Source organism: Pseudomonas halotolerans (assembly GCF_039581215.1).
Lineage (GTDB): Bacteria > Pseudomonadota > Gammaproteobacteria > Pseudomonadales > Pseudomonadaceae > Aquipseudomonas > Aquipseudomonas tehranensis.
Genome location: NZ_JBCNTJ010000009.1, coordinates 111,212 through 135,820 on the forward strand (window position 1 = coordinate 111,212; position 24,609 = coordinate 135,820).

Below are 24,609 nucleotides of genomic sequence, written 5' to 3' on the forward strand. Positions count from 1 at the left end.
TTACCCCAATGACTTCTTGTAGCGGCCTTCGATCATCCGGTTCCACGACAGCATGATCAGCAGGTTGAGCAGCAGCAACGCGACGGCAATCGCCGCGCCCATTGGCCAGTTCAGCTCCGACAGGTACTGGTCGTAGATCAGCGTGGCGACCATTTTCAGACGGCGTCCGCCGAGCAGGCCGGGAATGGCGAAGGAGCTGGCGGCGAGGCCGAACACGATGAGGGTGCCGGACAACACGCCGGGCATGATCTGCGGTAGCACGACCTTGCGCATCACCGTGAACTGGCTGGCACCCAAGGACAGCGCGGCCTGTTCGGCGGCTGGGTCAAGCTTTTGTAGCGAGGTCCAGACCGGGATGATCATGAAGGGCAGCATCACATGCACCAGGGCGATGACCACGGCAAACGGCGTATAAAGCAGCTTCATCGGGGAGCCGCCGAAGGCTTGAAAAGTCTGGTTGACCAGCCCGTCGGCACCCAGCAGCAGGCTCCAGCCGAAGGCTCGCACCACCACCGAAATCAGCAGCGGCGTGAGAATCAGAATGAGGAAAATCGAGCGCCACGGCGCGCCCATGCGACTGAGGATATAGGCTTCGGGCACACCGATCAGCACGCACAATAGGGTGGTGAGTGCGCTGATCCAGAACGTGCGCAAAAAGATCTCGTAATAGTATGGGTCGCTCAGCAGGCTGGCGTAGTGGTCGAGGGTGTAGGCGTCCCCGTCGATGCCGGTGCCGTAGTCGAAGACGTTGAACGACAGCACCAACGTCAGCCCCAAGGGAATGACCAGCAGGCCCAGGTACCAGGCCAGGGCGGGGGCGGACATCAGGTAGCCCGGCCTTCCCCGGCGCATTGCATCGATCAGCTTCATGCCGGGACCTCGTCCACGCTCAGTACGCGCAGCAGCGCCGGATCCCAGTCAAGACCCACCGCCGTGCCTTCGCTCATCGGCGCGCAGCCGTCGTTGCGGCGCACCACGCTGAGTTCGCCCAGGTTGGTCGAAACACCGTACAGCCATTGGCTGCCGAGAAAGAAGCGGCTGACGATGACGCCTTGCAAGCGCCCCGAGCCGGCTTGGCACAGATCGATTTTCTCTGGACGCAGGCTCAAGACCAGTGGGCCGTGGCCCTGGCGACAAGCTTGAACGTTGCCCTGGCTGTCGCGCTCGCCGGGCAGCAGGTTGGCTTTGCCGACGAAGCCGGAAATGAACTCGGTGCGCGGGTGTTCGTAAAGGGTGTACGGCGCGTCGATCTGAGTGATGCGCCCGGCTTGCATCACCACGACCCGGTCACTGATGGACAGTGCTTCGGATTGGTCGTGGGTCACCATCAATGTAGTGATGCCGACTTCGCGCTGAATGCGGCGGATTTCGTACTGCATTTCCTCGCGCAGGTTGGCGTCGAGGTTGGACAGCGGTTCGTCGAGCAGCAATACCGGCGGTTCGATCACCAGCGCCCGCGCCAGTGCCACACGCTGGCGCTGGCCGCCCGAGAGCTCCCGCGGGTAGCGCTCGGCGTGCAGGTCCAGACGCACCAGTTTGAGCACCCGATTCACCCGTTGCTGCAGTTCGGCGCCGGGCACTTTGCGCATGCGCAGGCCGAAGGCGACGTTGTCCTTGACGGTCATGTGGGGGAACAGCGCGTAGCTTTGGAACACGACGCCCAGGCCCCGGCTGGCGGGCTTGGCGTGGGTGATATCGCGACCGTCCAGCAGGATGCGTCCACTGCTGACTTCGACGAAACCGGCGATCATTTGCAAGGTGGTGGTTTTGCCGCAGCCGGAGGGGCCCAGCAGCGAGACGAATTCGCCTTTTTCCACCGAGAGATGGGTGTCCACCACGGCATCGATATCGCCGTAACGTTTGCCAAGTCCTTCAAGTTGCACAAAAGCCATGATTGCGCTCCACCTGAGATTGTTATGCGTCGCCACAAGGCGCGCTTTTTTGTATGGGCAGATACGAAAAGATGCTGCGGGGTGCGTTGGCGCTCGACGTGAGGTCGGCTGCCGCTGTTGTTCGAATCGCCCCTGTATGGACGCAGAGTAGGACGAAGAATAGGATGGGCTCAATGGACTATTTCACTGAAGCGACGACTATTTTTAGTTTCCTTCGGTGAGTAAATTAACTACCGAGAAATTTCATGTCAGATTCCATTGATCGGAATAATGAAAAAAACGAAGTCGGGGTCGGCGCGGTCTCCCGACTGTTCGCCGTGTTGCGCAGCCTGGGAGAAACCATCGAGGGCGGGGAGCGGGTCACGCAGTTGGCTCAGCGCATCGGCCTGTCTCAACCAACCACGCATCGCATGCTGCGCAGCCTGATGGACGAAGGCATGGTCGAGCAGGACGCGCGCAGCAAACGCTATCGCCTGAGCCTGGACTTCTTTGCCTTGGCCGCGCGCGCCGGGAACACCGGCAACCTGCGTGAGCTGACGCGGCCCGCCATGCTACGGCTGTCGGCGTCCCTGGGGGATTCGTTATTTCTGCTGGCGCGCAGTGGTTTTGATGCGATCTGCCTGGACCGCAGTGAAGGTCCTTTCCCGATCCGCACGTTCACCGGCGACATCGGCGGTCGCGTGGCGTTGGGTGTGGGGCAGGGCAGCCTGGCGATCCTGGCGTTCCTGCCGGAAGAAGAGCGCGACACGGTGATCCAGTACAACCTGCCACGGCTCAAGGATTTTCATCTGTACGATGAAGTCTTCCTGCGCACGGAAGTGGAGAACGTGCGCGCACTGGGCTACGCCGGACGCAATACCGGCGTGTTGCAGGGCATGGCCGGAGTGGCTGTGCCGATCCTGGACCGGGAGGGCCGCGCCGTGGCGGCGTTGAGCGTGGCGACCGTGAGTGATCGACTGGGGCCCGACCGCCTGCCGACGGTGGTGGAGATGCTCAAGCGCGAGGCGGCGCTGATCGGGCCGCGGATCAATCCGTTCGACCCACTGCTGCGCAGGCCTTCGCAGGTGTTTGGGCAGGGTTAAATTTCACGGACATCCCCGACCCCTGTGGGAGCGGGCTTGCTCGCGAAAGCGGTGTGCCAAGCGACATTGATGTTGAGTGTCGCGAGCAAGCCCGCTCCCACAGGGATCTGCGGTGCTCAGAAATTCAGGGTCTGCTTGAGCTTTTGCGCCGCTGGCGTATCACTGGGTATGACCATCGCATAGTTGTATCCCGGCCCGGACCAATACTCGGCCTGCAACTCGCCGTCGCGACGGCTGCCGCGCGGTAGCAGGAAGTTTTTCGGGCCCGGTGGACGCACGTAGAAGCTGATCTTCTGGCCGCTCGGGTCCTGATAAACCACCATCGCCGCCGCCCCTTGCTCAGTGCTCAGCAATCGCCCGCTGACCGGCTTGAATCCTGCCCCCGACAGATCTGGCAGGCGGTTGGCCCGGGTGAAGTAACGGTCGAGCCAGCCTTGCATGGTGCTCTCGTCGCCGCCTTGATAATCGGCCGGCAGGATGCCTTGTTGGGCAAACAGTCGATACGCCTGCAAGGCGTCGGTCATGGGCAGCATAGCGCTGGCCAGCGTCATCTCCCGGGCCTTCCAGCCGCTCAAACCGCCGACACTGACGGCCAGCAGCAACACTGCCGCGCTGGCCAGATGACGATGGAACCGATGTTTCAGGCGTTGGCGGATCGCTGTCGGGTCGAGGTCCGGATTGGGCGCGTGTTGCAGGCCTGCGTTCAGGGCCGCGCGCAAGTGTTGTGCGTCCTGTTGCCAGGCCTGGACGCGGGCGGCGACTTCCGGGTGATTGGCCAGGTAGTTTTCCATCAGACGCTGGTCGGCTTCGCTCAGTTGACGATCGACGAAGGCGTGCAGGTCGTTGTCGCTGGGGGGCATGCTGATCATTTGAGTATCCGCAGGGCAGGGCGGGTGATTTCGCCGTCGCTGAGTTGGCGCAGGGCCTGGCGGGCGCGGGATATGCGTGACATTACGGTGCCGGTCGGTACGTCGAGGATGTCGGCCACTTGCTGATAGCTCAAGCCTTCCACCGAGACCCACAGCAACAGCGCGCGTTGTTCGGTGGTCAGTTGATCGAAAGCCTCGAGGGACGATTGGGCGATTACGCTGCGCTCGGCCGAAGGGTGAGCGTCGTCGCGGCCGGTGAAAAATTCCAGCATGCGGGCATAGCGTCGGGAGCGACGATGGCTGTCGAGAAACTGTCGATACAGAATCGAAAACAGCCAGGCTCGAAGGTCACCGTCGGCACGTTTGTCGTTCCATTTTGACAAGGCCCGCTCCAGGCACGCTTGCACCAGGTCGTCAGCGTTGCTGGGGTTGCGCGTCAACGACACGGCAAAGCGCCGTAGTCGGGGGATGAGCATACGCAACTGTTCGTCGAGTTCGTTCATGGCTGTGCTTCTTTGGCAGTCACTGCGCCGGGAGTGGAAAGACGACTCCCAAACGAGATTATTCCAGCCTGGAAAAAATAAATACGAAGCGTGGGAATAAAACCCTCAGGCTTTCGTCTGACGGGTCCTTTGTACAAATGGCCTTGGGCCTTGGAGCTTCGTCATGGTTGACCCTTCCTCTGAACCGAGCCGGCCGCCGTTGGGGGCCACCAGCCTGGCGCTGCGCCTGACCGGCATCGCCGTGATTGTCGCCGCGTTGGCCGGGACATTTGCCTACGTCAATGGAACCCTTGACCCACAACGCCTGACGCCGAATGCGCTGGTCAATGTGCTGGAAAAGAACAACGGCGTGCACCCCGGCTTTCGTCGCAATCACTCCAAAGGGGTTTGCGTTGCGGGCTATTTCCAAAGCAGCGGTGAAGCTCGCCCCTATTCCAGTGCGCAGGTCTTCATGGAGGCGCGCACGCCGGTCGTCGGGCGATTTGCCTTGCCCAGCGGCAACCCCTATGCGCCGGACAACAGTGTGCCGATTCGCAGTCTGGCGTTGCGCTTCACCCAGGCCAACGGCCAGCAGTGGCGTACCGGGATGAACAGTATGCCGGTGTTTCCGGTGGGCACGCCCGAAGCGTTCTATCAGTTGCAACAGGCCCAGTCGCCGGATCCCGCCACGGGCAAACCCAACCCTGCGGCCGTCCCGGCTTTCTTTGCTGCGCACCCGGAAGCCAAACCGTTCCTGCAATGGATCAAGACCGCGAAGCCCTCGGCCAGCTATGCCACCGAAACCTATAACGGCATCAATGCGTTTTACCTGGTCAATCCTGCGGGACAACGCCAGGCGGTGCGCTGGGGCGTGGTGCCGGTGATTTCGGATGCTACGGAAGTGGCGCCACCCCAGGGCGCTGATTTTCTGGAGCAGGATCTGGTGAAACGGCTGGCGGCGGGGCCGCTGCGCTGGCAGCTGAATATCACTTTGGCCAATCCAGGCGATCCGGTGAATGACGCCAGCAAAGCCTGGCCCGCAGATCGTAAGGTGCTCAACGCCGGTACGCTGGTGCTGGAGCGCACCCAGGCGCAGGACGACGGCGAATGCCGTGACATCAACTATGACCCGTTGATTCTGCCCAGCGGCATCGAAGGTTCAGAAGACCCGCTTTTGGCGGCGCGCTCTGCCGCGTATGCCAGTTCGTACTTGCGGCGCACCAGCGAAGTCAGTCAATTGCCCGCTAACAAGGAGTCCCGCCCATGAACGCCCCTCGACACTTCGCACCGCTGGCGCGACTGCTGCATTGGTTGATGGCATTGATGGTCATCGCCATGCTCTTTATCGGCGCGGGTATGGTGGCCTCGGTGTCCGAGCGCCATGAATGGCTGCTTCAGTTGCACAAACCCTTGGGCATCGCGATTTTGCTGCTGGTGATCGTGCGCCTGGTGGTGCGCTTTACGACGCGCCAACCGCCATTGCCGGCCGATCTGCCAGGCTGGCAGGCGTTGGCGGCCAAGGCGTCCCATGCGCTGCTGTATGCCTTGATGTTGATTTTGCCATTGTTGGGCTGGGGCATGATTTCAGCGGCGGGAGACCCGGTGATGCTCAGCAGTTCCCTGCAATTGCCTTCCATCGTGCCGGCAGATGCCCAGACCTTCGCACTGTTGCGCAAGGCCCACGGCTACCTGGCTTACCTATTGTTCCTGACCGTGCTGGTGCATCTGGCGGCAGCACTGTTTCATGGTTGGGTGCGTCGGGATGAGGTGTTGGACAGTATGTTGCGAGGCAAGGGCTGAAGGGCAAAACCCCGCGGCGAGGGAGCAAGTTCCCTGGCCACGGGGAAGGTGACAAGTCGTTGGATTAGCGCAATTCGTCGACCATGTTCGCTATGGTGCTCAATACATCCTTGCCCAGTTGCATCGAGCGTTTGCCGGACCAGCCGGTGCGAGGATCCGGGTGGTCGTCATGATCCTTGAACGGCATCTCCAGGGTCAGGGACAGGCAGTCGTATTTCTGCCCGACCGCGTTACAGGCCAGGGTCATGTTGGCCTGGCCCGGTTCGTCGCGGGTATAGCCGTGAGTGGTCTGAAAGTCTTTGGTCTGATGCTTGAGATCGCTGCGAAAGCGCTCTTCGAGTTCGGCAAGGCGTGGCGTGTAGCCAGGGTTACCTTCGCAACCGGCAGTGAAGACGTGCGGGATTTCCTCGTCTCCGTGAACGTCCAGGAATAAATCTACGCCGTATTTTTCCATTTGCTGCTGGACGAAAAATACCTCAGGACTGATTTGCGGACTGGCGCTCTGCCACGCGCGGTTGAGGTCCTGACCCATGGCATTGGTGCGCAGATGGCCGTGGAAGGCACCGTCAGGATTCATGTTGGGCACCAGATACAGATCGGCATTGGCCAGCAGTTGGTTCAAGCGCGTGTCGTCCTGATGTTGCAGGCGTTCGATCACGCCCTCCATGAACCACTCAGCCATGTGCTCGCCGGGATGCTGCTGGGCGATGATCCAGACCTTGCGTCGACCTTCGGCACCGCTGCCCTTGCGCAGTAGTTGAATGTCGCGGCCTTCCACGCTTTTGCCAATGGCCAGCAGTTCGGTCCCGGCCTTGTGCAGTGCCTGCTCGATCAACCAGTCGTGGCGGCCACGGCTATAGGGTTCGAAATAGGCAAACCAGGCGTGAGACTGTTCGGCTTCCAAGTGAAAGCGCAGGGCGTCGCCTTCGAACTGTGTGGGAATACGGAACCAGTTGACGTGATCGTAAGAAGCGACGGTCTGGTAACCCGTCCATGCTTTGTTGTAGGAAGATTGACTGGCATTGAGCAGGCGAAAGGAATATTCCTGGCCGACGTGCAAGCCGCTGGCCTTGAAGTGAAACCACTGGAAGTGGGCGCTACGGGTGTCGGGTCTGATCTTCAGCAGTGATTGCAAAGGGTTGCTGATGTCGACGATCTCGATATTGCCGCTGTCGAAATTGGCGCTGATATCAAAGGAAGATTTAGCCACGGTCACGGTTCCTGTGATGGATTTTATGACCGTTACTTTACACGCAAGGAGGAGGATGTCGGGACGATTTGCGTGACAGAAAAGAGGGGGCGTCCTCCCTGGACGCTATGGGAGCTTAGTGAGTCCGCGATTGATTCTCAAGTGCTGCCTGTCGATAGTTTTCGTCGGTAGGGCTGGGAGCGCTTGTAACGGGATATTCATTTGCTATCATCGCCGCCATTCAATCAGCGACACCCCAAAGACTTCATTAGCCTGAAGCCATAAGCCGAAAAATCGGCAAAAAAAGACCCGGCAAAAAGCCGGGTCAAAAACCGTGATTAGCCTGATGAGGAGATATTCCAGAAGTCCGACCTAAGGTCTTCTGGCCTATCGACTGATCTCGCGACCAGCTGATGCAATAATAATCATTATCATTTGCAAGTCAAATGTTTTTATCCCGTCTATTGGAAAATATTTTCCCGGTCCCGCATTCGCGGTGCCATTCCCAAGCGTTACGCCTAGCGAGTAGGGTAGCCATCCAGTGACCGGTCAAGCATCACCTTGACCAGATCAATCATATGCACCACAGAAAAAGCCAGGTCGCGGCTCGACCCTTGTAATCGGTTGGCGGATTCGTGGGCGGTGGCTGAAGCGCAGCGCAGCAGGTCGCACGCGTGAACCAAGGCTTCTTCCCCGCTGATATGACGGTTTACGTCGAAGAAACGATGGTCTGAAGGCGCATCTGAAACACCTGGTTTCAAGTAATAGTCCAAAGCGCGTTGGGCTGCCGGGCAGTCCTGCAGTGAGGTGAACGTACTGTCGAACGGGTGGGTGGTCTCATCGTTATTGAGTCTATCCATGGGGTCTAGATTCTCCGTGTGTGGGTTGAAATCCTGAATCCAGAATAGTACCTATCGTAATTGTGACGACAATTTAAATACTACATTTTGTGTTTTGATGGTCGGAGCCATCCAAGTATCGTGCCGCACATGGATAAATGGATAGAGTTGGTCAAGGCCAAGATGAAGGAGCTGCGCATCACGCAAGTGGTGCTCGCAGAACGTTTGGGGATGTCCCAGGGCGGGGTCGGCCATTGGCTGACCAAGCGCCGGCAACCCAGTGTCGACGACATGAACCGGGTCTTGCGGGAGCTGGGGCTGGAGTTTCTTGAAGTGGCGATGGTGATCCGCGAGCCGGACACCTCCACCGAGGAAGGCATGGCTCTGGCGCAGAAGTACAATCCGTACTTCCGCTACCCGGTAAGTGATTGGAGCGAGGTAGGCGAAATCCGTGAAGGAGATCTGGCGTCCTACAGTCAGGCGCGCTATGAACTGACGGATTATCACGCTCAGGGGGACGCGTTCTGGTTGGTGGTGATGGGGGATGCGATGACGTCACCCAGTGGGTTGAGCATTCCGGAGGGAATGTCGATCCTGGTGGACCCGGCCATTGAAGCCGTGCCCGGCAAACTGGTGATTGCCCAGTTGCCTGACAGCAGTGACGCCACCTTTCGCAAGTTGATTGAAGAGAGCGGGCAGCGTTATCTGGTTCCGCTCAATCCCACTTACCCGAAAAACCTCTACACCGAGCAATGCCGCATCATCGGTGTGGTCGTGCAGGCCACCATCAGGTTCTAACCGGATCGGCCCGGCGGAGCGGGCCGATACTTATTCTTCAAACGCCACCAACGCGCAGCCCTCGCTGACCATTTCGCCTTCCTGGCAATACAGGGCCTTGATCACACCGGCCTGGGGGGCGCGAATACTGTGCTCCATTTTCATCGCCTCCAGTACCACCAACTGCGCCCCGGCTTCCACCGTTTGGCCGGCGCTCACCAGTACCCGAACGATACTGCCGTTCATGGGGGCAGTCAGGCCGCCTGGATGGCTGTGGCTGGCTTCGGCGGCCGCCAGCGGGTCATACATGTCGACTCGGTGCAGGTCACCTTCCCATTGCAGATACAGGCTGTCGCCTTGGCGGATGGCGCGATGACTGCGACGCAGGCAGTTGCGCTCGATCACCAGTTGCTCATCCTTGAGCTCCGTCGGGCCGGCCGTGACGTCCAGGGTCAACGCTCGATCCTGGCCCTCACAGCCCAGGTGCAGAGTGATCTGCCTTGGCAGCCCCAGACGCAGGCCGGCGGTGTTGGCCCAAGGTGAGTTGGCGTCGTCGGGCCGTACGTGCGGCGTCAGACTCAAGGCGAAGCCATGGGCCGCCGCGAGCCAGAAGTCGTCATCCAATTCGCCAGTCTCTGGCAATAGTTGCGCCTGGTAACGTGGGATAAATCCGGTGTCCAGCTCCGCCGCCGCAAAGGCCGGGTGGGCCACGATACGTCGTAGAAAGCTGATGTTGGTTTTCAATCCGCCGATGGCAAACTCGTCGAGCATGCTCAAAAGTCGCAACCGCGCCTGTTCACGGTCTTCGCCCCAGGCAATCAGCTTGCCGAGCATCGGGTCGTAGAACGGTGAAATCTCGTCGCCTTCCTCCACCCCGCTGTCGACCCGACGACCCGGTGCCGCACTCGACTCGCGATATAACGCCAGGCGGCCGGTAGCCGGCAGGAAGTCGTTGGCCGGGTCTTCGGCGTATAGGCGCACTTCGATGGCGTGGCCCAGCAGTGGCACTTGCTCCTGCGTCATGGGCAGCCGCTCGCCACGTGCCACGCGAATCTGCCAGGCCACCAGATCGAGACCGGTAATGGCTTCGGTGACCGGGTGTTCGACTTGCAGGCGCGTGTTCATCTCCATGAAGAAGAACTCCCCGCGTGCATCCAGCAAGAACTCCACGGTACCGGCACCGACATAACCGATGGCCTGTGCCGAACGCACAGCGGCTTCGCCCATGGCCCGCCGCAGTTCCGGACTCAGGCCCGGCGCGGGTGCTTCTTCGACGACCTTCTGATGCCGCCGCTGGATCGAGCAATCACGCTCATTGAGGTACAGGCAATTGCCGTGTTGATCGGCAAAAATCTGGATTTCCACGTGCCGTGGCTTGAGCAGGTACTTTTCCACCAGCATCCGCGAGTCGCCGAACGACGATTGCGCTTCACGTTGCGCCGAAGTCAGCGCTTCGGCCAGTTGGCTGACGTCCTCGACCACTTTCATGCCTTTGCCGCCGCCACCGGCAGTGGCCTTGAGCAGTACCGGATAGCCGATGCGTTCGCAGGCGTCGCGGAAGGTGTCCAGGTCCTGGGCTTCACCGTGATAACCGGGCACCAGGGGCACGCCGGCGGTTTCCATCAGGGCTTTGGCAGCGGACTTGCTGCCCATGGCATCGATGGCCGAGGCGGGCGGGCCGAGGAAGATCAAACCGGCGTTTTCGATGGCCCGGGCGAACCCGGCATTTTCCGAAAGAAAACCATAACCGGGATGGATAGCCTGGGCGCCGCTGGTCTTGGCTGCGTCGATCAGTTTGTCGATTTGCAGGTAGCTGTCAGCAGCCTTGCTGCCACCCAGGTCAACGCGGATATCGGCTTCACGGCTGTGACGGGCATCGCGGTCAGTGGCGCTATGGACGGCAACCGTGGTCAGACCCATGGCCTTGGCGGTACGCATCACGCGGCAAGCGATTTCACCGCGGTTGGCCACCAGCAAGGTGGTGAGTATGGGGGCGCTCATCAACGCGGCTCCTTGGTGTTCGACTCGGCTTGCCAGCTTGGCGAGCGCTTTTGCAGGAACGCTCGTAAACCTTCCTGGCCTTGCGCACTGACGCGGATGCGGGCGATGGCGTTTTCGGTGTAGCGCCGCAATGCCGGTGTGAGGGCGCCGTTGCCGACTTCACGCAACAGTTCCTTGCTGGCGCGCATGGCCGCCGGACTGTTGAGCAACAGGTTGTCGACCCATTGTTCGACCTGCTGCTCCAGTGTTTCGGCCGGGTAACTTTCCGACAGCAACCCGATGGCTTTCGCCCGCTGTCCGTCGAAGCGTTCGGCGGTCAGGGCGTAACGGCGCGCGGCCCGCTCTCCGATGGCTTGCACCACGAACGGGCTGATCACCGCCGGCGCCAGGCCAATGCGCACTTCCGACAGACAGAACTGTGCTTGATCGGCGCCAATGGCCATGTCGCAGGCGCTGATCAGCCCCAGCGCGCCGCCAAAGGCCGCGCCCTGGACCACCGCCAGGGTAGGAATTTTCAACTTGGCGAGGTTGTACATCAGTTCCGCCAGTTCCCGGGCGTCGTCGAGGTTGGTGTGGTAATCAAGTTCGGCCGACTGCTGCATCCAGGCCAGGTCGGCACCGGCGCTGAAGTGTTTACCGCGACCACGGATCAGCAAAAAGCGCAGGTTCGGATCACTGCTGACCTGGTCCAGGGCGAGGATCAACTCGCGGATCATTTCGGCGTTGAACGCGTTGTTTTTCTGCTCACGGCTGAGCCACAAGGTGGCAAAGCCGCGGGGGTCGTTGAGCAGTTCGAGGGTGTTGAAGTTATCCATGTGTATTCCCCGTTTACATCCGGAACACGCCGAAGCGGCTCGGTTCGATGGGCGCGTTCAACGACGCGGACAAGGCCAGGCCCAGTACATCGCGGGTCTGGGCCGGGTCGATGACGCCGTCGTCCCACAGCCTCGCGCTGGAATAGTAGGGGTGACCCTGCTCTTCGTACTGGTCGAGAATCGGTTGTTTGATTTCAGCTTCCTGGGCGGCGCTGAACGGATGGCCGCTACGTTCGGCCTGTTCGCGCTTGACCTGCACCAGCACGCCAGCGGCCTGTTCGGCCCCCATCACGCCAATCCGCGCATTCGGCCACATCCACAAGAACCGCGGGTCGTAGGCGCGGCCGCACATGCCATAGTTGCCGGCCCCAAAGCTACCGCCGATGATGACCGTGAATTTCGGCACCTTGGCGCAGGCCACCGCCGTCACCAGCTTCGCGCCGTGCTTGGCGATGCCGCCGGCTTCGTATTTCTGCCCGACCATGAAACCCGTGATGTTTTGCAGGAACAGCAGCGGGATACCCCGCTGACAGGCCAGCTCGATGAAGTGCGCGCCTTTCTGTGCGGCTTCGGCGAAGAGGATGCCGTTGTTGGCGAGAATGGCGATCGGGTAGCCGTGCACGTGAGCAAAACCGCATACCAGCGTCGTCCCGAACAGCGCCTTGAACTCATCGAACACAGAACCGTCCACCAGCCGCGCAATCACTTCACGTACGTCAAAAGGCTGCTTGGCGTCGGCCGACACGACGCCGTACAGCTCGTCGCTCGAGTACAGCGGGGCGATGGGGGCACGTTGCTGCACTTCGCCGAGCTTGCGCCAGTTGAGGTTGGCAATGCTGCGCCGAGCAATGGCCAGGGCATGTTCATCGTTGTCGGCATAGTGATCGGCGACGCCAGAAATCTTGCAATGCACATCGGCACCGCCCAGGTCTTCGGCACTGACCACTTCACCGGTGGCCGCTTTTACCAGCGGTGGTCCGGCGAGAAAGATCGTCGCCTGCTGGCGGACCATGATCGCTTCGTCGGCCATCGCCGGCACGTAGGCGCCACCGGCGGTGCAGGAACCCATGACCACGGCAATCTGTGGAATGCCCATGGCACTCATGTTTGCCTGATTGAAGAAGATCCGTCCGAAGTGTTCACGGTCGGGAAACACTTCGTCCTGGCGCGGCAGGTTGGCACCGCCCGAATCCACCAGATAAATGCACGGCAGGCGATTTTGCTGGGCGATGGTCTGGGCTCGCAGATGTTTCTTCACCGTCAGCGGATAGTAGGAACCGCCTTTTACCGTCGCGTCGTTGGCGACAATCATGCACTCGACGCCTTCGACACGGCCGATCCCGGCAATCACGCCTGCGGCGGGGACATCTTCGCCATACACCTGGTAGGCCGCCAGTTGGCTGATTTCCAGAAACGGCGAACCGGGATCGAGCAAGCGGTTGATGCGCTCACGGGGCAGCAGTTTGCCCCGCGAGGTGTGGCGTTCCTGCGCCTTGGGGCCGCCACCTTGTTGAACCTGAGCGAGCAAGGTGTACAGCGCATCGACCTGTTTGAGCATCGCTTCGCGGTTGGCAATAAATTCCGCTGAGCGCGGATTGAGCTGGGTATGCAGCGTGGCCATGGACAGCTCCGTTTAGCGGGTTTCGTTGAACAGTTCACGACCGATCAACATCCGACGAATCTCACTGGTGCCGGCACCGATTTCGTACAGCTTGGCGTCACGCAGTAGGCGACCGGCCGGGAATTCATTGATGTAGCCGTTACCCCCCAGAATCTGGATGGCGTCGAGGGCCATCTGCGTGGCGCGTTCGGCGCTGTAGAGGATGACCCCGGCGGCGTCCTTGCGGGTGGTTTCGCCGCGCTCGCAGGCTTGGGCCACGGCATAAAGGTAGGCGCGGCTGGCGTTGAGTTGGGTGTACATGTCCGCGACTTTGCCCTGGATCAACTGGAACTCGCCGATGCTCTGGCCGAACTGCTTGCGGTCGTGGATGTACGGCACGATCAGGTCCATGCAGGCCTGCATGATCCCGGTAGGGCCGCCCGACAGCACGACACGCTCGTAATCGAGGCCGCTCATCAACACTTTCACGCCGCCGTTGAGCACCCCGAGGATGTTTTCTTCCGGGACTTCGACGTCATCGAAAAACAACTCGCAGGTGTTGGAGCCGCGCATGCCGAGCTTGTCGAATTTGTTGCTGCGACTGAAGCCCTTCCAGTCGCGCTCGACGATGAAGGCGGTAATGCCGTGGGGGCCTTTTTCCAGGTCGGTCTTGGCGTAGATCACGTAGGTGTTGGCGTCGGGACCGTTGGTGATCCAGGTCTTGCTGCCGTTGAGCACGTAGTGATCGCCGCGCTTGTCGGCCCGCAGCTTCATCGACACCACGTCTGAGCCGGCGTTGGGTTCGCTCATGGCCAATGCGCCGATGTGTTCGCCGCTGATCAGCTTGGGCAGGTACTTGGTTTTCTGTTCGTGATTGCCGTTGCGGTTGATCTGGTTGACGCAAAGGTTGGAGTGAGCACCGTAGGAGAGGGCGACCGAGGCCGAGCCGCGGCTGATTTCTTCCATGGTCACAACGTGGGCCAGATAGCCCAGACCAGCGCCGCCATATTCTTCCGGGACGGTGATGCCCAGCAGGCCCATGTCGCCGAATTTTCGCCACATATCGGCGGGGAACAGGTTGTCGATGTCTATTTGTGCCGCCCGTGGCGCCAGCTCAGCTTTGACGAAGGACTGAACCTGATCACGGAGCATGTCGATGGTTTCGCCGAGGGCAAAGTTCAGGGATGGGTAGCTCATGGGACACCTTTTGGCTTTTTTGTCGGGTATGGAGAGGGGGGGATTGGCTCTCACCTTTACGTTAACGTAAGCCTGTGACGAATGGCTGTCAATCACCCTTTACGTTAACGTCAACTTGCGCCACAGTAAGTGCGCTTGAGTCAGCAGGTTCACCGATACACCCACTAATAAAGACAAGAGGGGTCATCATGGATCAACCCGGTTCGCAATCGCAGCTCAGCTACACCCGCGGCTCTCAGGACAAGACTCTACTGGCGCAGACCATCGGCGAGGCCTTCGATCAGACTGTGGCCCGGTATCCCGATGGCGAGGCGTTGGTGGTTCGCCACCAATCGTTGCGTTATACCTGGCGGCAACTGGCCGACGCTGTCGACTTGCACGCCCGAGCCCTATTGGCGCTGGGCTTGAAAGCCGGCGACCGTTTGGGCGTATGGGCCCCCAACTGTGCTCAGTGGTGCATCAGCCAGTTCGCCAGTGCGAAGATCGGTGTCATTCTGGTCAACATCAACCCGGCGTATCGCAGTTCCGAACTCGAATACGTGCTCAAGCAGTCGGGTTGCCAATGGCTGGTCTGCGCCGCAGCGTTCAAAACCTCGGATTATCACGCCATGGTGCAAGCGCTTGCACCTGAGCTGGCGCAGCAGTCGATAGGTCAGTTGCACAGCGAGGGTCTGCCGGAGCTACGCGGGGTCATCAGTCTGGATGCTCAACCCCCCTCAGGTTTTTTGCCCTGGTCGCAACTGGCAGCCCTTGGCGCTGCGGTTTCGCCTGAGCAACTGGTCGAGCGCCAGGCCAGCCTGCATCATGATGACCCGGTCAATATCCAGTACACCTCCGGCACCACCGGGTTCCCCAAGGGCGCAACCCTCAGCCATCACAACATCCTCAACAACGGTTACATGGTCGGCGAAAGCCTGGGCCTGACGGCCAGTGAGCGACTGGTGATCCCGGTGCCGCTCTACCATTGCTTCGGCATGGTCATGGGGAATCTGGGCTGCATGACCCACGGCAGCACCATGATCTACCCCAGCGACGCCTTCGATCCGTTGCTGACCCTGCGTACCGTGGCCGAAGAACACGCCACGGCGCTGTATGGCGTGCCCACCATGTTCATCGCCATGCTGGATCAGCCGCAACGAGGCGATTTTGATTTGTCCAGCCTGCGCACCGGGATCATGGCCGGGGCCACTTGCCCCATTGAGGTGATGCGCCGGGTCATCAGCGAGATGCACATGGCGCAAGTGCAGATTGCCTACGGCATGACGGAAACCAGCCCGGTGTCGTTGCAGACCGGTCCGTCAGACGAACTGGAGTTGCGCGTCACCACCGTCGGCCGCACCCAGCCACAGTTGGAAAGCAAGATCGTCGACGAGGCTGGCAATATCGTTCCCCGTGGCACTATTGGCGAGTTGTGTACCCGTGGCTACAGCGTGATGCTCGGTTACTGGAACAACCCCAAGGGCACCGCCGACGCCATCGATCGGGACGGCTGGATGCACACCGGCGACCTGGCGAGCATGGACGAACAGGGTTACGTCTGCATCGTCGGACGCAACAAGGACATGATCATCCGGGGTGGTGAGAACATTTACCCGCGTGAGCTGGAAGAGTTTTTCTTCACTCACCCCGCCGTTGCTGATGTGCAGGTGATCGGCATCCCGTGCTCGCGCTACGGTGAAGAAATCGTCGCCTGGATCAAGTTTCACCCCGAGCACAGCGCCACCGAACAAGCGTTGCAAGCCTGGTGCAAAGAGCGCATTGCCCACTTCAAGACGCCACGTCATTTCAAGTTCGTCGAGGAGTTCCCGATGACCGTGACCGGCAAGATCCAGAAATTTCGCATGCGCGAGATCAGCATCGAAGAACTGCGTGATAAAGAAGGCTGAACAAGATCCTCTGTGGGAGCGGGCTTGCTCGCGAAGACGGCGGCATAGTCAACATTTAGGTCGCTTGGCACACCGCTTTCGCGAGCAAGCCCGCTTCTACAAGAAAACAGCAAACGCCAGACAGCACAAAGGGGAGCCGAAGCTCCCCTTTAATTTTGTCGTCACGTGCTCTTTTTTTATTATTGAGGGGCGGCCTATTGTTGTTTTTAGCAGCCGTGACCCTTTACCGCTGTTTCGGTGATCCCCATCCGGGATCAAGAGCAAACGTATTTTTTTGAGCGCTGATCTGCTTTTTCGCTTTGCGATCCAACCGATTCGGGGGCTACCTGAGGGTAGTTTTATTGTTCTCTGCCCGGTTGCGGGTGACTCCTGAAAGCACCCTGAAAAGCACATCTTCTCCAAAAAAATCTGTTAGCTGCGCCTCTGCCGTGTTGTTTTTGTTATGTCAGAGTCGTTTCGTCTTGTTTTTATTGGGTTTGTCGCTTTTTTTTATTCTTGTTATGCCAGAGATATAGCAGGTGTCGTGCCAACTTTTAAAATGTGATTAAAATCAACAAGTTATAGATTCTGTCAGAAAAAGCAGTCAGGCCAAACCTGACAAATTGTTTCCGTGTTACTCGTTTCGCCGTTGTTACACCCCGGTGCGGTAACACCTCAATGTGCCGCGCGAGCCTTGGCTACCCGCGAACCGGTCGGGCGACCCAGCACGGCACAGATCTGTCGGCCGGCAGCAATCAGCGCGTCCAGGTCGACGCCGGTGTCAATGCCCAGGCCATTGAGCAGGTACAACACGTCTTCGGTGGCGACGTTACCGCTGGCGCCCTTGGCATACGGGCAACCGCCCAGGCCTGCGATAGAGCTGTCGAACACGGCGATGCCTTCCAGCAGACTGGCGTAGACGTTGGCCATGGCTTGGCCGTAGGTGTCGTGGAAGTGCCCGGCAAGCTTGTCCCTGGGCACTTGTGCCGAAACTACCTCGAACATCTTGCGTGTGGCGCCAGCGGTGCCGGTGCCGATGGTGTCCCCCAAGGACACTTCGTAGCAGCCCATTGCGTACAGTTCGTGGGCGACCCACGCCACTTGTTCGGGCTTGACCGCGCCTTCGTACGGGCAGCCCAGCACGCAGGAGACGTAACCGCGCACGCTGACACCGTTCTGCTGGGCGGCTTCCATGATCGGCGCGAAGCGCTCAAGGCTTTCCTTGATGGAACAGTTGATGTTGCGCTGGGAGAACGCTTCGGACGCGGCGGCGAATACGGCGACCTCTTTGACGCCGGCCGCCAGTGCGTCTTCAAAACCCCGCAGGTTCGGCGCCAGGGCACCATAGGTAACGCCGGGCTTGCGCTGGATCTGCGCGAAAACTTCGGCGGAGCCGGCCATTTGCGGCACCCACTTGGGCGAGACAAAACTGCCGACTTCGATGTAACCCAGGCCGGCGGCGCTCAGGGCATCCACCAGGCGCACTTTGTCGGCGACACTGATGGGTTGTGCTTCATTCTGCAGGCCGTCGCGAGGGCCGACTTCAATCAGGCGTACAAAGGAGGGGAGGGACATGGGGATTGACCTGTAGTTGAGTGCGCCGATCCAATGTGGGAGCGGGCTTGCTCGCGAAAGCAGTATGACAGTCGCCAGATGAGCTGAATGTAAGTCTGCATTCGCGAGCAAGCCCGCTTCCACATGGGATTGGCGTCGTTATTGGATGAATTCCTGGCCTTTGATCGTCTGCTCCAGGGCCTGGATGCAGCGTTCTTCGGCGGTGTCGAGTTCCAGTTTCATCTGTTCGATGTCCAGCAGTTGCTGTTCGAGCTGCTCCCGGCGCTTGGTGATCTTTGCCAGCATGCTGTGCAGCTGTTTCTGATTGCCGCTGGTGGGGTCGTAGAGTTCGATCAGTTCACGACATTCGGCCAGGGAAAAACCGATGCGCTTGCCCCGCAGGATCAGCTTCAGGCTGACCTTGTCCCGAGGCGAATAAATGCGTTCCTGACCACGCCGCTCCGGGCTCAGCAGGCCTTGCTCTTCGTAGAAGCGGATGGCGCGGGTGGTGATATCCAGTTCGCGGGCGAGATCGGAAATGCTGTAGGTCTGGCTGCTCATGGAAGCGCTCGAAACGAAAGGGGCTGGCGCTAAACTACTGGCAGGTTGACGTTCGCGTCAAGCAGTCGTAGGTGCGTTGCCTGTACAGATCTATTCGCGAGCAAGCCCGCTCCCACAGGTTCTGCGTGGTACACAAATGTTGCCTGCACTGCAGGTCCAATGTGGGAGCGGGCTTGCTCGCGAAGAACGATGACGCGGCCCTAAGTTTTACACCACCTTATCAAGCTTCTTCTCATGAGCGGTCACTTGCTGGCACAGCTCGATCATCTGTTCGCGCATCCAGCGGTTGGCCGGATCCTGGTCGGTGCTCTCATGCCAGTAGAGATGGGTTTCCACCGGTGGCACGTCGTTGACTGGCAATACAAAGGCATGCAGATCGTGACGACGGGCAAAACGTTCGGGCACGGTCATGACCATGTCGGTCTGCTGTAACACTTGGGACGCCATCAAATAATGCTGGGAGCGCAGGGCGATCTTGCGCTGGATGCCCATCTTGCCCAGCGCGAGGTCGACATACCCCAGACCGTTACGGCGGCTGGAAATATGCACATGAGTCTGGGCCAGGTAATCATCGAGGCTGAGCTTTTCCTTGCCCGCCAAGGGGTGGCCCTTGCGCATGGCGCACACGTACCGGTCTTCCATCAGCTTGACGTGGCGCACTTGCGGGTCGGTATTGAGGGGCGCGTCGACGGCGAAGTCGAGGCGACCGGCGGCCAGCTCCTTGGTGGTTTCACGGCGCTTGGACAGGAAACTCTCGATGGCCACGGTCGGCGCCAGGCGTCGCAGGCGCTGGAACAGCAGCGGCAGGATTACGCCTTCGGTGAGGTCGGTCATGCTGATGCGGTAAGTCTTTACCGCCTGCAGCGGGTTGAAAATTCGGCTTTCCTGCACCGACACCCGCAGCAGCGACAACGCATTGCGCACCGGGCCAATGATGTTCTGGGCCATGGGCGTGGGCACCATGCCCTGGGCGGTGCGCACGAACAGCGGGTCATTGAAGGTCTCGCGCAAACGCGCCAGGGCATTGGACACCGCCGGCTGAGTGATGCCGACGATCTGCCCGGCGCGGGTCAGGTTGGCTTCGGTGTAGATCGCATCAAAGACGATGAAAAGGTTGAGGTCGACCTTGCTCAGATTCATGGCGCTGCACTCTTGTTATTGGGCTTGTTCTCAAGCTTGTTGTGAGGTGCCGGGTGGCGATGCAAATCAGTGAACCATATATCGGTGATGAATGTTAATACATGCCGAGAATAGGTTAGGTAAATTTTCGTAGCTGAACTAGCATCGATTTCATGACCTAAAAACAACCTCTGCCAAGAAGGTGCTTCTCATGGATTTTGCGTATTCCCCCAAGGTTCAGGAACTGCGTGAACGTGTCACCGCGTTCATGGACGCCTACGTATACCCGGCTGAAGCAGTGTTCGAACGACAAGTGGCCGAAGGCGACCGCTGGCAGCCCACCGCCATCATGGAAGAGCTCAAGGCCAAGGCCAAAGCCGAGGGGCTGTGGAATCTGTTTCTGCCCGAGTCTGAGCTGGGCGCTGGCCTGACCAACCTCGAATACGCGCCGCTGGCAGAGATCATGGGCCGTTCGTTGCTGGGGCCGGAGCCGTTCAACTGCTCGGCGCCGGACACGGGCAACATGGAAGTGCTGGTGCGTTACGCCAATGAAGAACAAAAACAACGCTGGCTGGAACCGCTGCTGCGCGGCGAGATCCGCTCGGCCTTCGCCATGACCGAGCCGGACGTTGCGTCTTCGGACGCCACCAACATGGCCGCCCGCGCCGAGCGCGATGGCGACGAGTGGGTGATCAACGGCAAGAAGTGGTGGACCTCAGGAGCCTGCGATCCGCGCTGCAAGATTCTGATCTTCATGGGCCTGAGCAACCCCGACGCGCCGCGCCATGCCCAGCACTCGATGATTCTGGTGCCGGTGGATACGCCTGGGGTCAAAATCGTCCGTCCGCTGCCGGTGTTCGGCTACGACGATGCGCCCCACGGCCACGCTGAAGTGTTGTTCGATAATGTGCGGGTGCCGTACGAAAACGTCTTGCTGGGCGAAGGGCGTGGTTTTGAAATTGCCCAGGGTCGCCTCGGCCCGGGCCGGATCCACCACTGCATGCGTTCCATCGGCATGGCCGAGCGTGCATTGGAGTTGATGTGCAAACGTGCCGTCAGCCGCACCGCCTTCGGCCAGCCATTGGCGCGCCTGGGCGGCAACGTCGACAAGATCGCCGACTCACGGATGGAAATCGACATGGCGCGCCTGCTGACCTTGAAAGCGGCGTACATGATGGACACCGTCGGTAATAAGGTCGCCAAGAGCGAGATCGCCCAGATCAAGGTCGTTGCCCCGAACGTGGCCCTGAAGGTGATCGACCGGGCCATCCAGATCCATGGTGGCGCCGGGGTTTCCAACGATTTCCCGCTGGCCTACATGTACGCCATGCAACGCACCTTGCGCTTGGCCGACGGTCCGGATGAAGTGCACCGCGCCGCCATCGGCAAGTTCGAACTCGGCAAGTACGTGCCCAAGGAGATGTTGCGTAGCGGGCGTTGAAGGCTTCGTTTAGCGGCTTTCTATTGGATGAGCCAGTCCAGAGCCCACTGCCATTCTCTGTGGGAGCGGGCTTGCTCGCGAAGACGCAGGCACATTCAACATCAACTGTTCAGACAAACCGCATTCGCGAGCAAGCCCGCTTCTACTGTTGATTGCAGGCGTCCATTAATGGATGACCCTGTGGGAGCGAGCCTGCTCGCGATGCGTCCTGCAATGTGACGCGGGAAGTCAGCTCACTCCTTGACGCTCATGTATTCCTCGGCCCAACGGATGTAGTCCTCGGGCTGGGTGTACGTGTGGGTCAGCTCGGTGGCGCTCAGGTCCGACGCCTGGGTGAAGATCTGCCGCTGTTCGCGCAGGCTGTCATAGGTGGCCTTGATCGCGGCGAAGTAGGCACCGTGACCATCAATGGTGACGCGCACGCCGAGCTCTGCCAGGCGTTTGTCGTCACGCAGCAATGGATTGCCATAGGTGACGAGCATCAACGGCACGCTCAGGTTTTCGCTGATCTGCGCCAGGTGGTCGAAGTCCTGCACACCCACCATGCAAATCCCGTCGGCGCCGGCACGTTCATATTGCTGGGTCCGACTGATGATTTCCTGGACCGGTAAGATCCCGGCGTTGGTGCGGGCAATGATCGCCATTTCCGGGTCGACCCGGGCTTCCAGCGCCGCGCGAATCTTGCCGACGCCTTCGGCAACGCCGATCAGGTCGGTGGATTTGCGGCCGAACTGGGCCGGCAGCAGCGTGTCTTCGATGGTCAGGGCCGCCACGCCGGCGCGCTCGAGTTCGATGATGGTGCGCATCACGTTCAGGGCATTGCCATAGCCGTGATCGGCGTCGGCAATCACCGGCAGTTGGGCTACGCGACCGATGCGCGTGGCCTGCTCGGCGAATTCGCTGAGTGTGATGAGGGCAAAGTCCGGCGCCCCCAACACTTGCAGCGACGCGACCGAGCCTCCCAGTATCCCTACTTCAAAACCCAGGTCGGCGGCGATACGCGCTGACATCGGATCAAACACCGAGGCGGTGTGGTAACAGGTTTCGCTCGCCAGCAGTTGGCGAAAGTTGCGACGCAAGTCTTGATGGGAAAGCCTGGGCATATGAGTTCCACCATTGGAATGGAAAGGCTTGAGCAAAAGTGTCAACGCCGAAAGATCCAAAGGCTATCACGGGCAAGGTTCAAAGATGATGACGAATGTGCATGGGCGATGCCGGATTGAACAGCAACTCGACAGGTTGCACGCAATGATTGACGTGACCAGGGTGCGGCAAAGGGTCGGTGGTTAACGCGTTTCAGTGGACGAGATATTTGTGCTCGAACCAGGCCTACGCCGCCACCGCCTGCCGCCCCTGTTTAAGCAACGCCACGGCGCGCACCGTGTCACCGGGTTGCATTTGCAGGCGTTTGGCGGTGAGACGGTCCACCAGCAGGCTGTGGCCGTGCAGGTGTGCTCGGGCACTGGTGACGCGACAGCTTTCCAGCCGTCGGTTATGGATCAGCCAGACCGGTGCCTGGTCATCCGGGGTGCCGATTTCCAGAGTCAGCGACTGGCTGTCGCGCACGGTGCGGATATTCGCTACCGGCGCCTCGATCACCGGGCCGCCATCGAAAATGTCGATGTAGCCTTTATGGGTAAACCCCTCGGCGCCTAGGATTTTCAGGGCCGGCTCGGTATTTGGGTGGGCCCTGCCGATGGCCGCCTGGGCCTGTTCGGTGAGCAGGCAGGTGTACAGGGGTTGGCGTGGCATCAGCTCGGCGATAAAGGATTTGTTGCCCATGCCGGACAATTGGTCGGCGTAGCTGAAGTCTTTCTGGAAGAAGTGTCGGCCCAGGCTGTCCCAGAACGGTGAGCAGCCGTGCTCGTCGGCGTGTCCGCGCAACTCGGCGATCAGCTTTTCACCGAACAGCTGGGAAAACTCGGCCACGAACAGCAGGCGCGCCAGGGACAACAGGCGCCCGTTATGGCCGCGGCGTTGTTCCGGGTGCAGGAACAAGGAGCAGATCTCCGATTGCCCGGTCATCTCATTGTTGAGGAACAGCGTGGGTATCTGCCGCTGGATGCCCAGTTCAGGCGCGGAGCTGACGGTGATGCCAACCCGATAGTTGTACCAGGGCTCCCGCAGCCCGACCGCACCGGTCAGGGCGCTGATGCCAACCACTTGCCGGTCATCGTCCTCGAGCACGAACAGGTAATCGGCATCGGCGCGCTCGACTTGTCCGGCAAAGGTGCGCTGGGCCCAGCGCACTCGATGGGCCAGACGTTCTTCGTTGGCCGGCAGGCTGGTGAACCCGGGGCCTGCGCAATGGGCCAGGTCCAGCAAGGCGGGCAAATCCGTCAGAGCGACCGGACGGACAATCATGATGCAGCTCCTTCATCGTGCCAGTCGGGGCGCTGATGCCAGGCAAGGGGGCGAGTGAGGTTCATAACGCGACCACCCGGATCTGTTCGTCGGCCGTGATGTCCAGTGCTGCCAGCATTTGCGGTGTCAGGGACACGGTGCCCTCGGCAATGACGTCAAGCTCGGCCACGATGGCCCGGTAATTCTTCAAGCCGTCGTTGCTCAGCAGAAAGCGCCCGCCCAGGTCAATGTTTGAGCATTGTCGGGCCGTGGCTATACGGCTTTGGGTAATCGATCGGATGTTCGCCACACGAGCATGCAGTGTCGGCCCGCCGTCGAAGATATCCACGTAGCTGTTGGTCTCGAAACCCTCGCGCTCCAGGATGTCGAAGGCCTCCTGGCCGTCGGGATGCACTCGGCCGATACAGGCTTGGGCCGCCTGGGACAGCATGGGTACATAAATCGGGTATTGCGGCATCAGTTCGGCGAGAAAGGTGCGGCTCTGCAGACCGCACAAGCGTTCGGCTTCGGCGTAGGGCAGGTCGAAAAAATGCTGGCCGACGGCATCCCAGAAGGGTGACTGACCGTCATCGCTGCTGAAGCCAACGATCTCGGTGATCACTGATTCGGCAAAACGCTGCGGATGGGCGGCGATGAACATCAGCCGCGCCCGGGACAGCAACTCCGATTCCGGCGTGCGTACCCGTTCGGCGTCGATATGAAAGCCGCGCAGCAGCGTCTGGCCATTGAGGTCCTGGCACAGCGACAGCGCGGGTACGCCGTGCTGGATGTTCAGTTCTCGCGACTCGCTGGTAAACGGGCGATGACGCAGGCTGTAGAACGGCTCATTGCAGCCGGTGCTGGCGAGGATCTCGGAACAGCCGGTCAGTTGCCCGGATGCCAGGTCCTCCAGGACGAAGAAATAATTCTCGGCGCCAGGGCTCTGCACGTCGGTCTCGAACGAGGCACATGAATCGAGGATTTTGTCCCTCAGGCGTTCGGTATCGTCGGGAAGCGATGTGACGCCCACCAGACTGTCACGGGCCAGTTGCTGCAATTGCGGCAGGTCGCTTAATTGAACTGGACGTAAGGCCAGCATGGATTGCACTCCTTTTCCAAAGAGCCCGGTGACGTGCACCGGGCTTGACGATCACTGTCGATGTCCACGCATTGTGACGACGGC

The 24,609-nt window shown here is 60.2% G+C and carries 22 protein-coding genes; 6 read left to right on the forward strand and 16 right to left on the reverse strand.

Features of this window, described 5'->3' with window-relative positions:
* Together AAIS01_RS14410 and AAIS01_RS14415 are read right to left on the reverse strand one after the other, a co-directional pair.
* Positions 1–870: an ABC transporter permease gene (locus tag AAIS01_RS14410; protein WP_343469502.1), complete on the reverse strand. Its 870-nt coding sequence runs from the start codon at positions 868–870 to the stop codon at positions 1–3.
* Entirely contained in the window at positions 867–1,892 is a 1,026-nt protein-coding gene (locus AAIS01_RS14415; RefSeq protein WP_343469503.1) for an ABC transporter ATP-binding protein, read from the reverse strand. Before AAIS01_RS14415 ends, AAIS01_RS14410 begins: the two co-directional genes overlap by 4 nt.
* 245 nt (positions 1,893–2,137) lie before the next feature.
* Here AAIS01_RS14415 and AAIS01_RS14420 point away from each other — a divergent pair, with 245 nt between their 5' ends.
* Entirely contained in the window at positions 2,138–2,974 is an 837-nt protein-coding gene (locus AAIS01_RS14420; protein WP_343469504.1) for an IclR family transcriptional regulator, read from the forward strand.
* Between the two features lie 116 nt (positions 2,975–3,090).
* Here the strand turns inward: AAIS01_RS14420 and AAIS01_RS14425 are convergent, their stop codons facing one another.
* Positions 3,091–3,843, reverse strand: a complete 753-nt coding sequence (locus AAIS01_RS14425) for an anti-sigma factor family protein (RefSeq protein WP_343469505.1) — start codon at positions 3,841–3,843, stop codon at positions 3,091–3,093.
* Positions 3,840–4,346, reverse strand: a complete 507-nt coding sequence (locus AAIS01_RS14430) for a sigma-70 family RNA polymerase sigma factor (RefSeq protein ID WP_343469506.1) — start codon at positions 4,344–4,346, stop codon at positions 3,840–3,842. Before AAIS01_RS14430 ends, AAIS01_RS14425 begins: the two co-directional genes overlap by 4 nt.
* A 163-nt stretch (positions 4,347–4,509) precedes the next feature.
* Here AAIS01_RS14430 and AAIS01_RS14435 point away from each other — a divergent pair, with 163 nt between their 5' ends.
* Together AAIS01_RS14435 and AAIS01_RS14440 are read left to right on the forward strand one after the other, a co-directional pair.
* Entirely contained in the window at positions 4,510–5,592 is a 1,083-nt protein-coding gene (locus AAIS01_RS14435) for a catalase family peroxidase (RefSeq protein WP_343469507.1), read from the forward strand.
* Positions 5,589–6,125 carry a cytochrome b gene (locus AAIS01_RS14440; protein WP_343469508.1) on the forward strand — a complete coding sequence of 179 codons (537 nt, stop codon included), beginning with the start codon at positions 5,589–5,591 and terminating at the stop codon, positions 6,123–6,125. The genes AAIS01_RS14435 and AAIS01_RS14440 overlap by 4 nt, the downstream gene beginning before the upstream one ends.
* Positions 6,126–6,189: 64 nt before the next feature.
* On the opposite strand, the gene AAIS01_RS14445 is transcribed toward AAIS01_RS14440, so the two are convergent.
* Together AAIS01_RS14445 and AAIS01_RS14450 are read right to left on the reverse strand one after the other, a co-directional pair.
* Positions 6,190–7,341, reverse strand: a complete 1,152-nt coding sequence (locus AAIS01_RS14445; RefSeq protein ID WP_343469509.1) for a M14 family metallopeptidase — start codon at positions 7,339–7,341, stop codon at positions 6,190–6,192.
* Positions 7,342–7,832: 491 nt separating this feature from the next.
* Positions 7,833–8,174: a DUF6124 family protein gene (locus AAIS01_RS14450; protein WP_343469510.1), complete on the reverse strand. Its 342-nt coding sequence runs from the start codon at positions 8,172–8,174 to the stop codon at positions 7,833–7,835.
* A gap of 129 nt (positions 8,175–8,303) precedes the next feature.
* Between AAIS01_RS14450 and AAIS01_RS14455 the strand changes: the two genes are divergently transcribed.
* Positions 8,304–8,951: a LexA family protein gene (locus tag AAIS01_RS14455; RefSeq protein ID WP_343469511.1), complete on the forward strand. Its 648-nt coding sequence runs from the start codon at positions 8,304–8,306 to the stop codon at positions 8,949–8,951.
* 30 nt (positions 8,952–8,981) lie between these two features.
* Here AAIS01_RS14455 and AAIS01_RS14460 read toward each other — a convergent pair whose 3' ends face one another.
* Genes AAIS01_RS14460 through AAIS01_RS14475 form a run of 4 tightly spaced genes read right to left on the reverse strand, consistent with a single transcriptional unit; the run spans position 8,982 to position 14,543 of the window.
* Positions 8,982–10,931 carry an acetyl/propionyl/methylcrotonyl-CoA carboxylase subunit alpha gene (locus AAIS01_RS14460; protein ID WP_343469512.1) on the reverse strand — a complete coding sequence of 650 codons (1,950 nt, stop codon included), beginning with the start codon at positions 10,929–10,931 and terminating at the stop codon, positions 8,982–8,984.
* Positions 10,931–11,746: a gamma-carboxygeranoyl-CoA hydratase gene (locus AAIS01_RS14465; protein ID WP_343469513.1), complete on the reverse strand. Its 816-nt coding sequence runs from the start codon at positions 11,744–11,746 to the stop codon at positions 10,931–10,933. Before AAIS01_RS14465 ends, AAIS01_RS14460 begins: the two co-directional genes overlap by 1 nt.
* Positions 11,747–11,759: 13 nt before the next feature.
* A complete protein-coding gene (locus tag AAIS01_RS14470; RefSeq protein ID WP_343469514.1) occupies positions 11,760–13,367 on the reverse strand; it encodes a carboxyl transferase domain-containing protein in 1,608 nt (535 codons plus the stop codon).
* A 12-nt stretch (positions 13,368–13,379) separates the two neighbouring features.
* Positions 13,380–14,543, reverse strand: a complete 1,164-nt coding sequence (locus AAIS01_RS14475) for an isovaleryl-CoA dehydrogenase (RefSeq protein WP_305389225.1) — start codon at positions 14,541–14,543, stop codon at positions 13,380–13,382.
* Positions 14,544–14,731: 188 nt separating this feature from the next.
* Between AAIS01_RS14475 and AAIS01_RS14480 the strand changes: the two genes are divergently transcribed.
* Positions 14,732–16,429 carry an AMP-binding protein gene (locus tag AAIS01_RS14480; protein ID WP_343469515.1) on the forward strand — a complete coding sequence of 566 codons (1,698 nt, stop codon included), beginning with the start codon at positions 14,732–14,734 and terminating at the stop codon, positions 16,427–16,429.
* A gap of 654 nt (positions 16,430–17,083) precedes the next feature.
* Here AAIS01_RS14480 and AAIS01_RS14485 read toward each other — a convergent pair.
* From AAIS01_RS14485 to AAIS01_RS14495, 3 genes are all read right to left on the reverse strand, one after another.
* Positions 17,084–17,983 carry a hydroxymethylglutaryl-CoA lyase gene (locus tag AAIS01_RS14485; protein ID WP_343469516.1) on the reverse strand — a complete coding sequence of 300 codons (900 nt, stop codon included), beginning with the start codon at positions 17,981–17,983 and terminating at the stop codon, positions 17,084–17,086.
* A 138-nt stretch (positions 17,984–18,121) separates the two neighbouring features.
* On the reverse strand, positions 18,122–18,523 hold the full coding sequence (locus tag AAIS01_RS14490) for a MerR family transcriptional regulator (RefSeq protein ID WP_343469517.1): 402 nt from the start codon (positions 18,521–18,523) through the stop codon (positions 18,122–18,124).
* Between the two features lie 207 nt (positions 18,524–18,730).
* Positions 18,731–19,663 (reverse strand): LysR family transcriptional regulator, encoded by a 933-nt coding sequence (locus tag AAIS01_RS14495; protein ID WP_343469518.1) that lies wholly within the window; start codon positions 19,661–19,663, stop codon positions 18,731–18,733.
* 190 nt (positions 19,664–19,853) lie between these two features.
* On the opposite strand from AAIS01_RS14495, the gene AAIS01_RS14500 reads away from it, so the two are divergent.
* A complete protein-coding gene (locus tag AAIS01_RS14500; RefSeq protein WP_343469519.1) occupies positions 19,854–21,083 on the forward strand; it encodes an acyl-CoA dehydrogenase in 1,230 nt (409 codons plus the stop codon).
* 233 nt (positions 21,084–21,316) lie between these two features.
* Here the strand turns inward: AAIS01_RS14500 and AAIS01_RS14505 are convergent, their stop codons facing one another.
* The 3 genes from AAIS01_RS14505 to AAIS01_RS14515 all read right to left on the reverse strand — a co-directional run bounded on the left by AAIS01_RS14505 (position 21,317) and on the right by AAIS01_RS14515 (position 24,525).
* Positions 21,317–22,186 carry an isocitrate lyase/PEP mutase family protein gene (locus tag AAIS01_RS14505; RefSeq protein WP_047228462.1) on the reverse strand — a complete coding sequence of 290 codons (870 nt, stop codon included), beginning with the start codon at positions 22,184–22,186 and terminating at the stop codon, positions 21,317–21,319.
* Positions 22,187–22,412: 226 nt separating this feature from the next.
* Positions 22,413–23,447 (reverse strand): arginine N-succinyltransferase, encoded by a 1,035-nt coding sequence (gene astA / locus AAIS01_RS14510; RefSeq protein WP_343469520.1) that lies wholly within the window; start codon positions 23,445–23,447, stop codon positions 22,413–22,415.
* 61 nt (positions 23,448–23,508) lie between these two features.
* Positions 23,509–24,525: an arginine N-succinyltransferase gene (locus AAIS01_RS14515; RefSeq protein WP_343469521.1), complete on the reverse strand. Its 1,017-nt coding sequence runs from the start codon at positions 24,523–24,525 to the stop codon at positions 23,509–23,511.
* Between the last annotated feature and the right edge of the window lie 84 nt (positions 24,526–24,609).

Bases quoted from the DNA above. Each gene is read 5' to 3' on its own strand.
- AAIS01_RS14410 (WP_343469502.1), bottom strand. From the start codon at position 870: ATGAAGCTGATCGATGCAATGCGCCGGGGAAGGCCGGGCTACCTGATG.
- AAIS01_RS14415 (WP_343469503.1), bottom strand. From the start codon at position 1,892: ATGGCTTTTGTGCAACTTGAAGGACTTGGCAAACGTTACGGCGATATC.
- AAIS01_RS14420 (WP_343469504.1), top strand. From the start codon at position 2,138: ATGTCAGATTCCATTGATCGGAATAATGAAAAAAACGAAGTCGGGGTC.
- AAIS01_RS14425 (WP_343469505.1), bottom strand. From the start codon at position 3,843: ATGATCAGCATGCCCCCCAGCGACAACGACCTGCACGCCTTCGTCGAT.
- AAIS01_RS14430 (WP_343469506.1), bottom strand. From the start codon at position 4,346: ATGAACGAACTCGACGAACAGTTGCGTATGCTCATCCCCCGACTACGG.
- AAIS01_RS14435 (WP_343469507.1), top strand. From the start codon at position 4,510: ATGGTTGACCCTTCCTCTGAACCGAGCCGGCCGCCGTTGGGGGCCACC.
- AAIS01_RS14440 (WP_343469508.1), top strand. From the start codon at position 5,589: ATGAACGCCCCTCGACACTTCGCACCGCTGGCGCGACTGCTGCATTGG.
- AAIS01_RS14450 (WP_343469510.1), bottom strand. From the start codon at position 8,174: ATGGATAGACTCAATAACGATGAGACCACCCACCCGTTCGACAGTACG.
- AAIS01_RS14455 (WP_343469511.1), top strand. From the start codon at position 8,304: ATGGATAAATGGATAGAGTTGGTCAAGGCCAAGATGAAGGAGCTGCGC.
- AAIS01_RS14460 (WP_343469512.1), bottom strand. From the start codon at position 10,931: ATGAGCGCCCCCATACTCACCACCTTGCTGGTGGCCAACCGCGGTGAA.
- AAIS01_RS14465 (WP_343469513.1), bottom strand. From the start codon at position 11,746: ATGGATAACTTCAACACCCTCGAACTGCTCAACGACCCCCGCGGCTTT.
- AAIS01_RS14470 (WP_343469514.1), bottom strand. From the start codon at position 13,367: ATGGCCACGCTGCATACCCAGCTCAATCCGCGCTCAGCGGAATTTATT.
- AAIS01_RS14475 (WP_305389225.1), bottom strand. From the start codon at position 14,543: ATGAGCTACCCATCCCTGAACTTTGCCCTCGGCGAAACCATCGACATG.
- AAIS01_RS14480 (WP_343469515.1), top strand. From the start codon at position 14,732: ATGGATCAACCCGGTTCGCAATCGCAGCTCAGCTACACCCGCGGCTCT.
- AAIS01_RS14485 (WP_343469516.1), bottom strand. From the start codon at position 17,983: ATGTCCCTCCCCTCCTTTGTACGCCTGATTGAAGTCGGCCCTCGCGAC.
- AAIS01_RS14490 (WP_343469517.1), bottom strand. From the start codon at position 18,523: ATGAGCAGCCAGACCTACAGCATTTCCGATCTCGCCCGCGAACTGGAT.
- AAIS01_RS14495 (WP_343469518.1), bottom strand. From the start codon at position 19,663: ATGAATCTGAGCAAGGTCGACCTCAACCTTTTCATCGTCTTTGATGCG.
- AAIS01_RS14500 (WP_343469519.1), top strand. From the start codon at position 19,854: ATGGATTTTGCGTATTCCCCCAAGGTTCAGGAACTGCGTGAACGTGTC.
- AAIS01_RS14505 (WP_047228462.1), bottom strand. From the start codon at position 22,186: ATGCCCAGGCTTTCCCATCAAGACTTGCGTCGCAACTTTCGCCAACTG.
- astA (WP_343469520.1), bottom strand. From the start codon at position 23,447: ATGATTGTCCGTCCGGTCGCTCTGACGGATTTGCCCGCCTTGCTGGAC.
- AAIS01_RS14515 (WP_343469521.1), bottom strand. From the start codon at position 24,525: ATGCTGGCCTTACGTCCAGTTCAATTAAGCGACCTGCCGCAATTGCAG.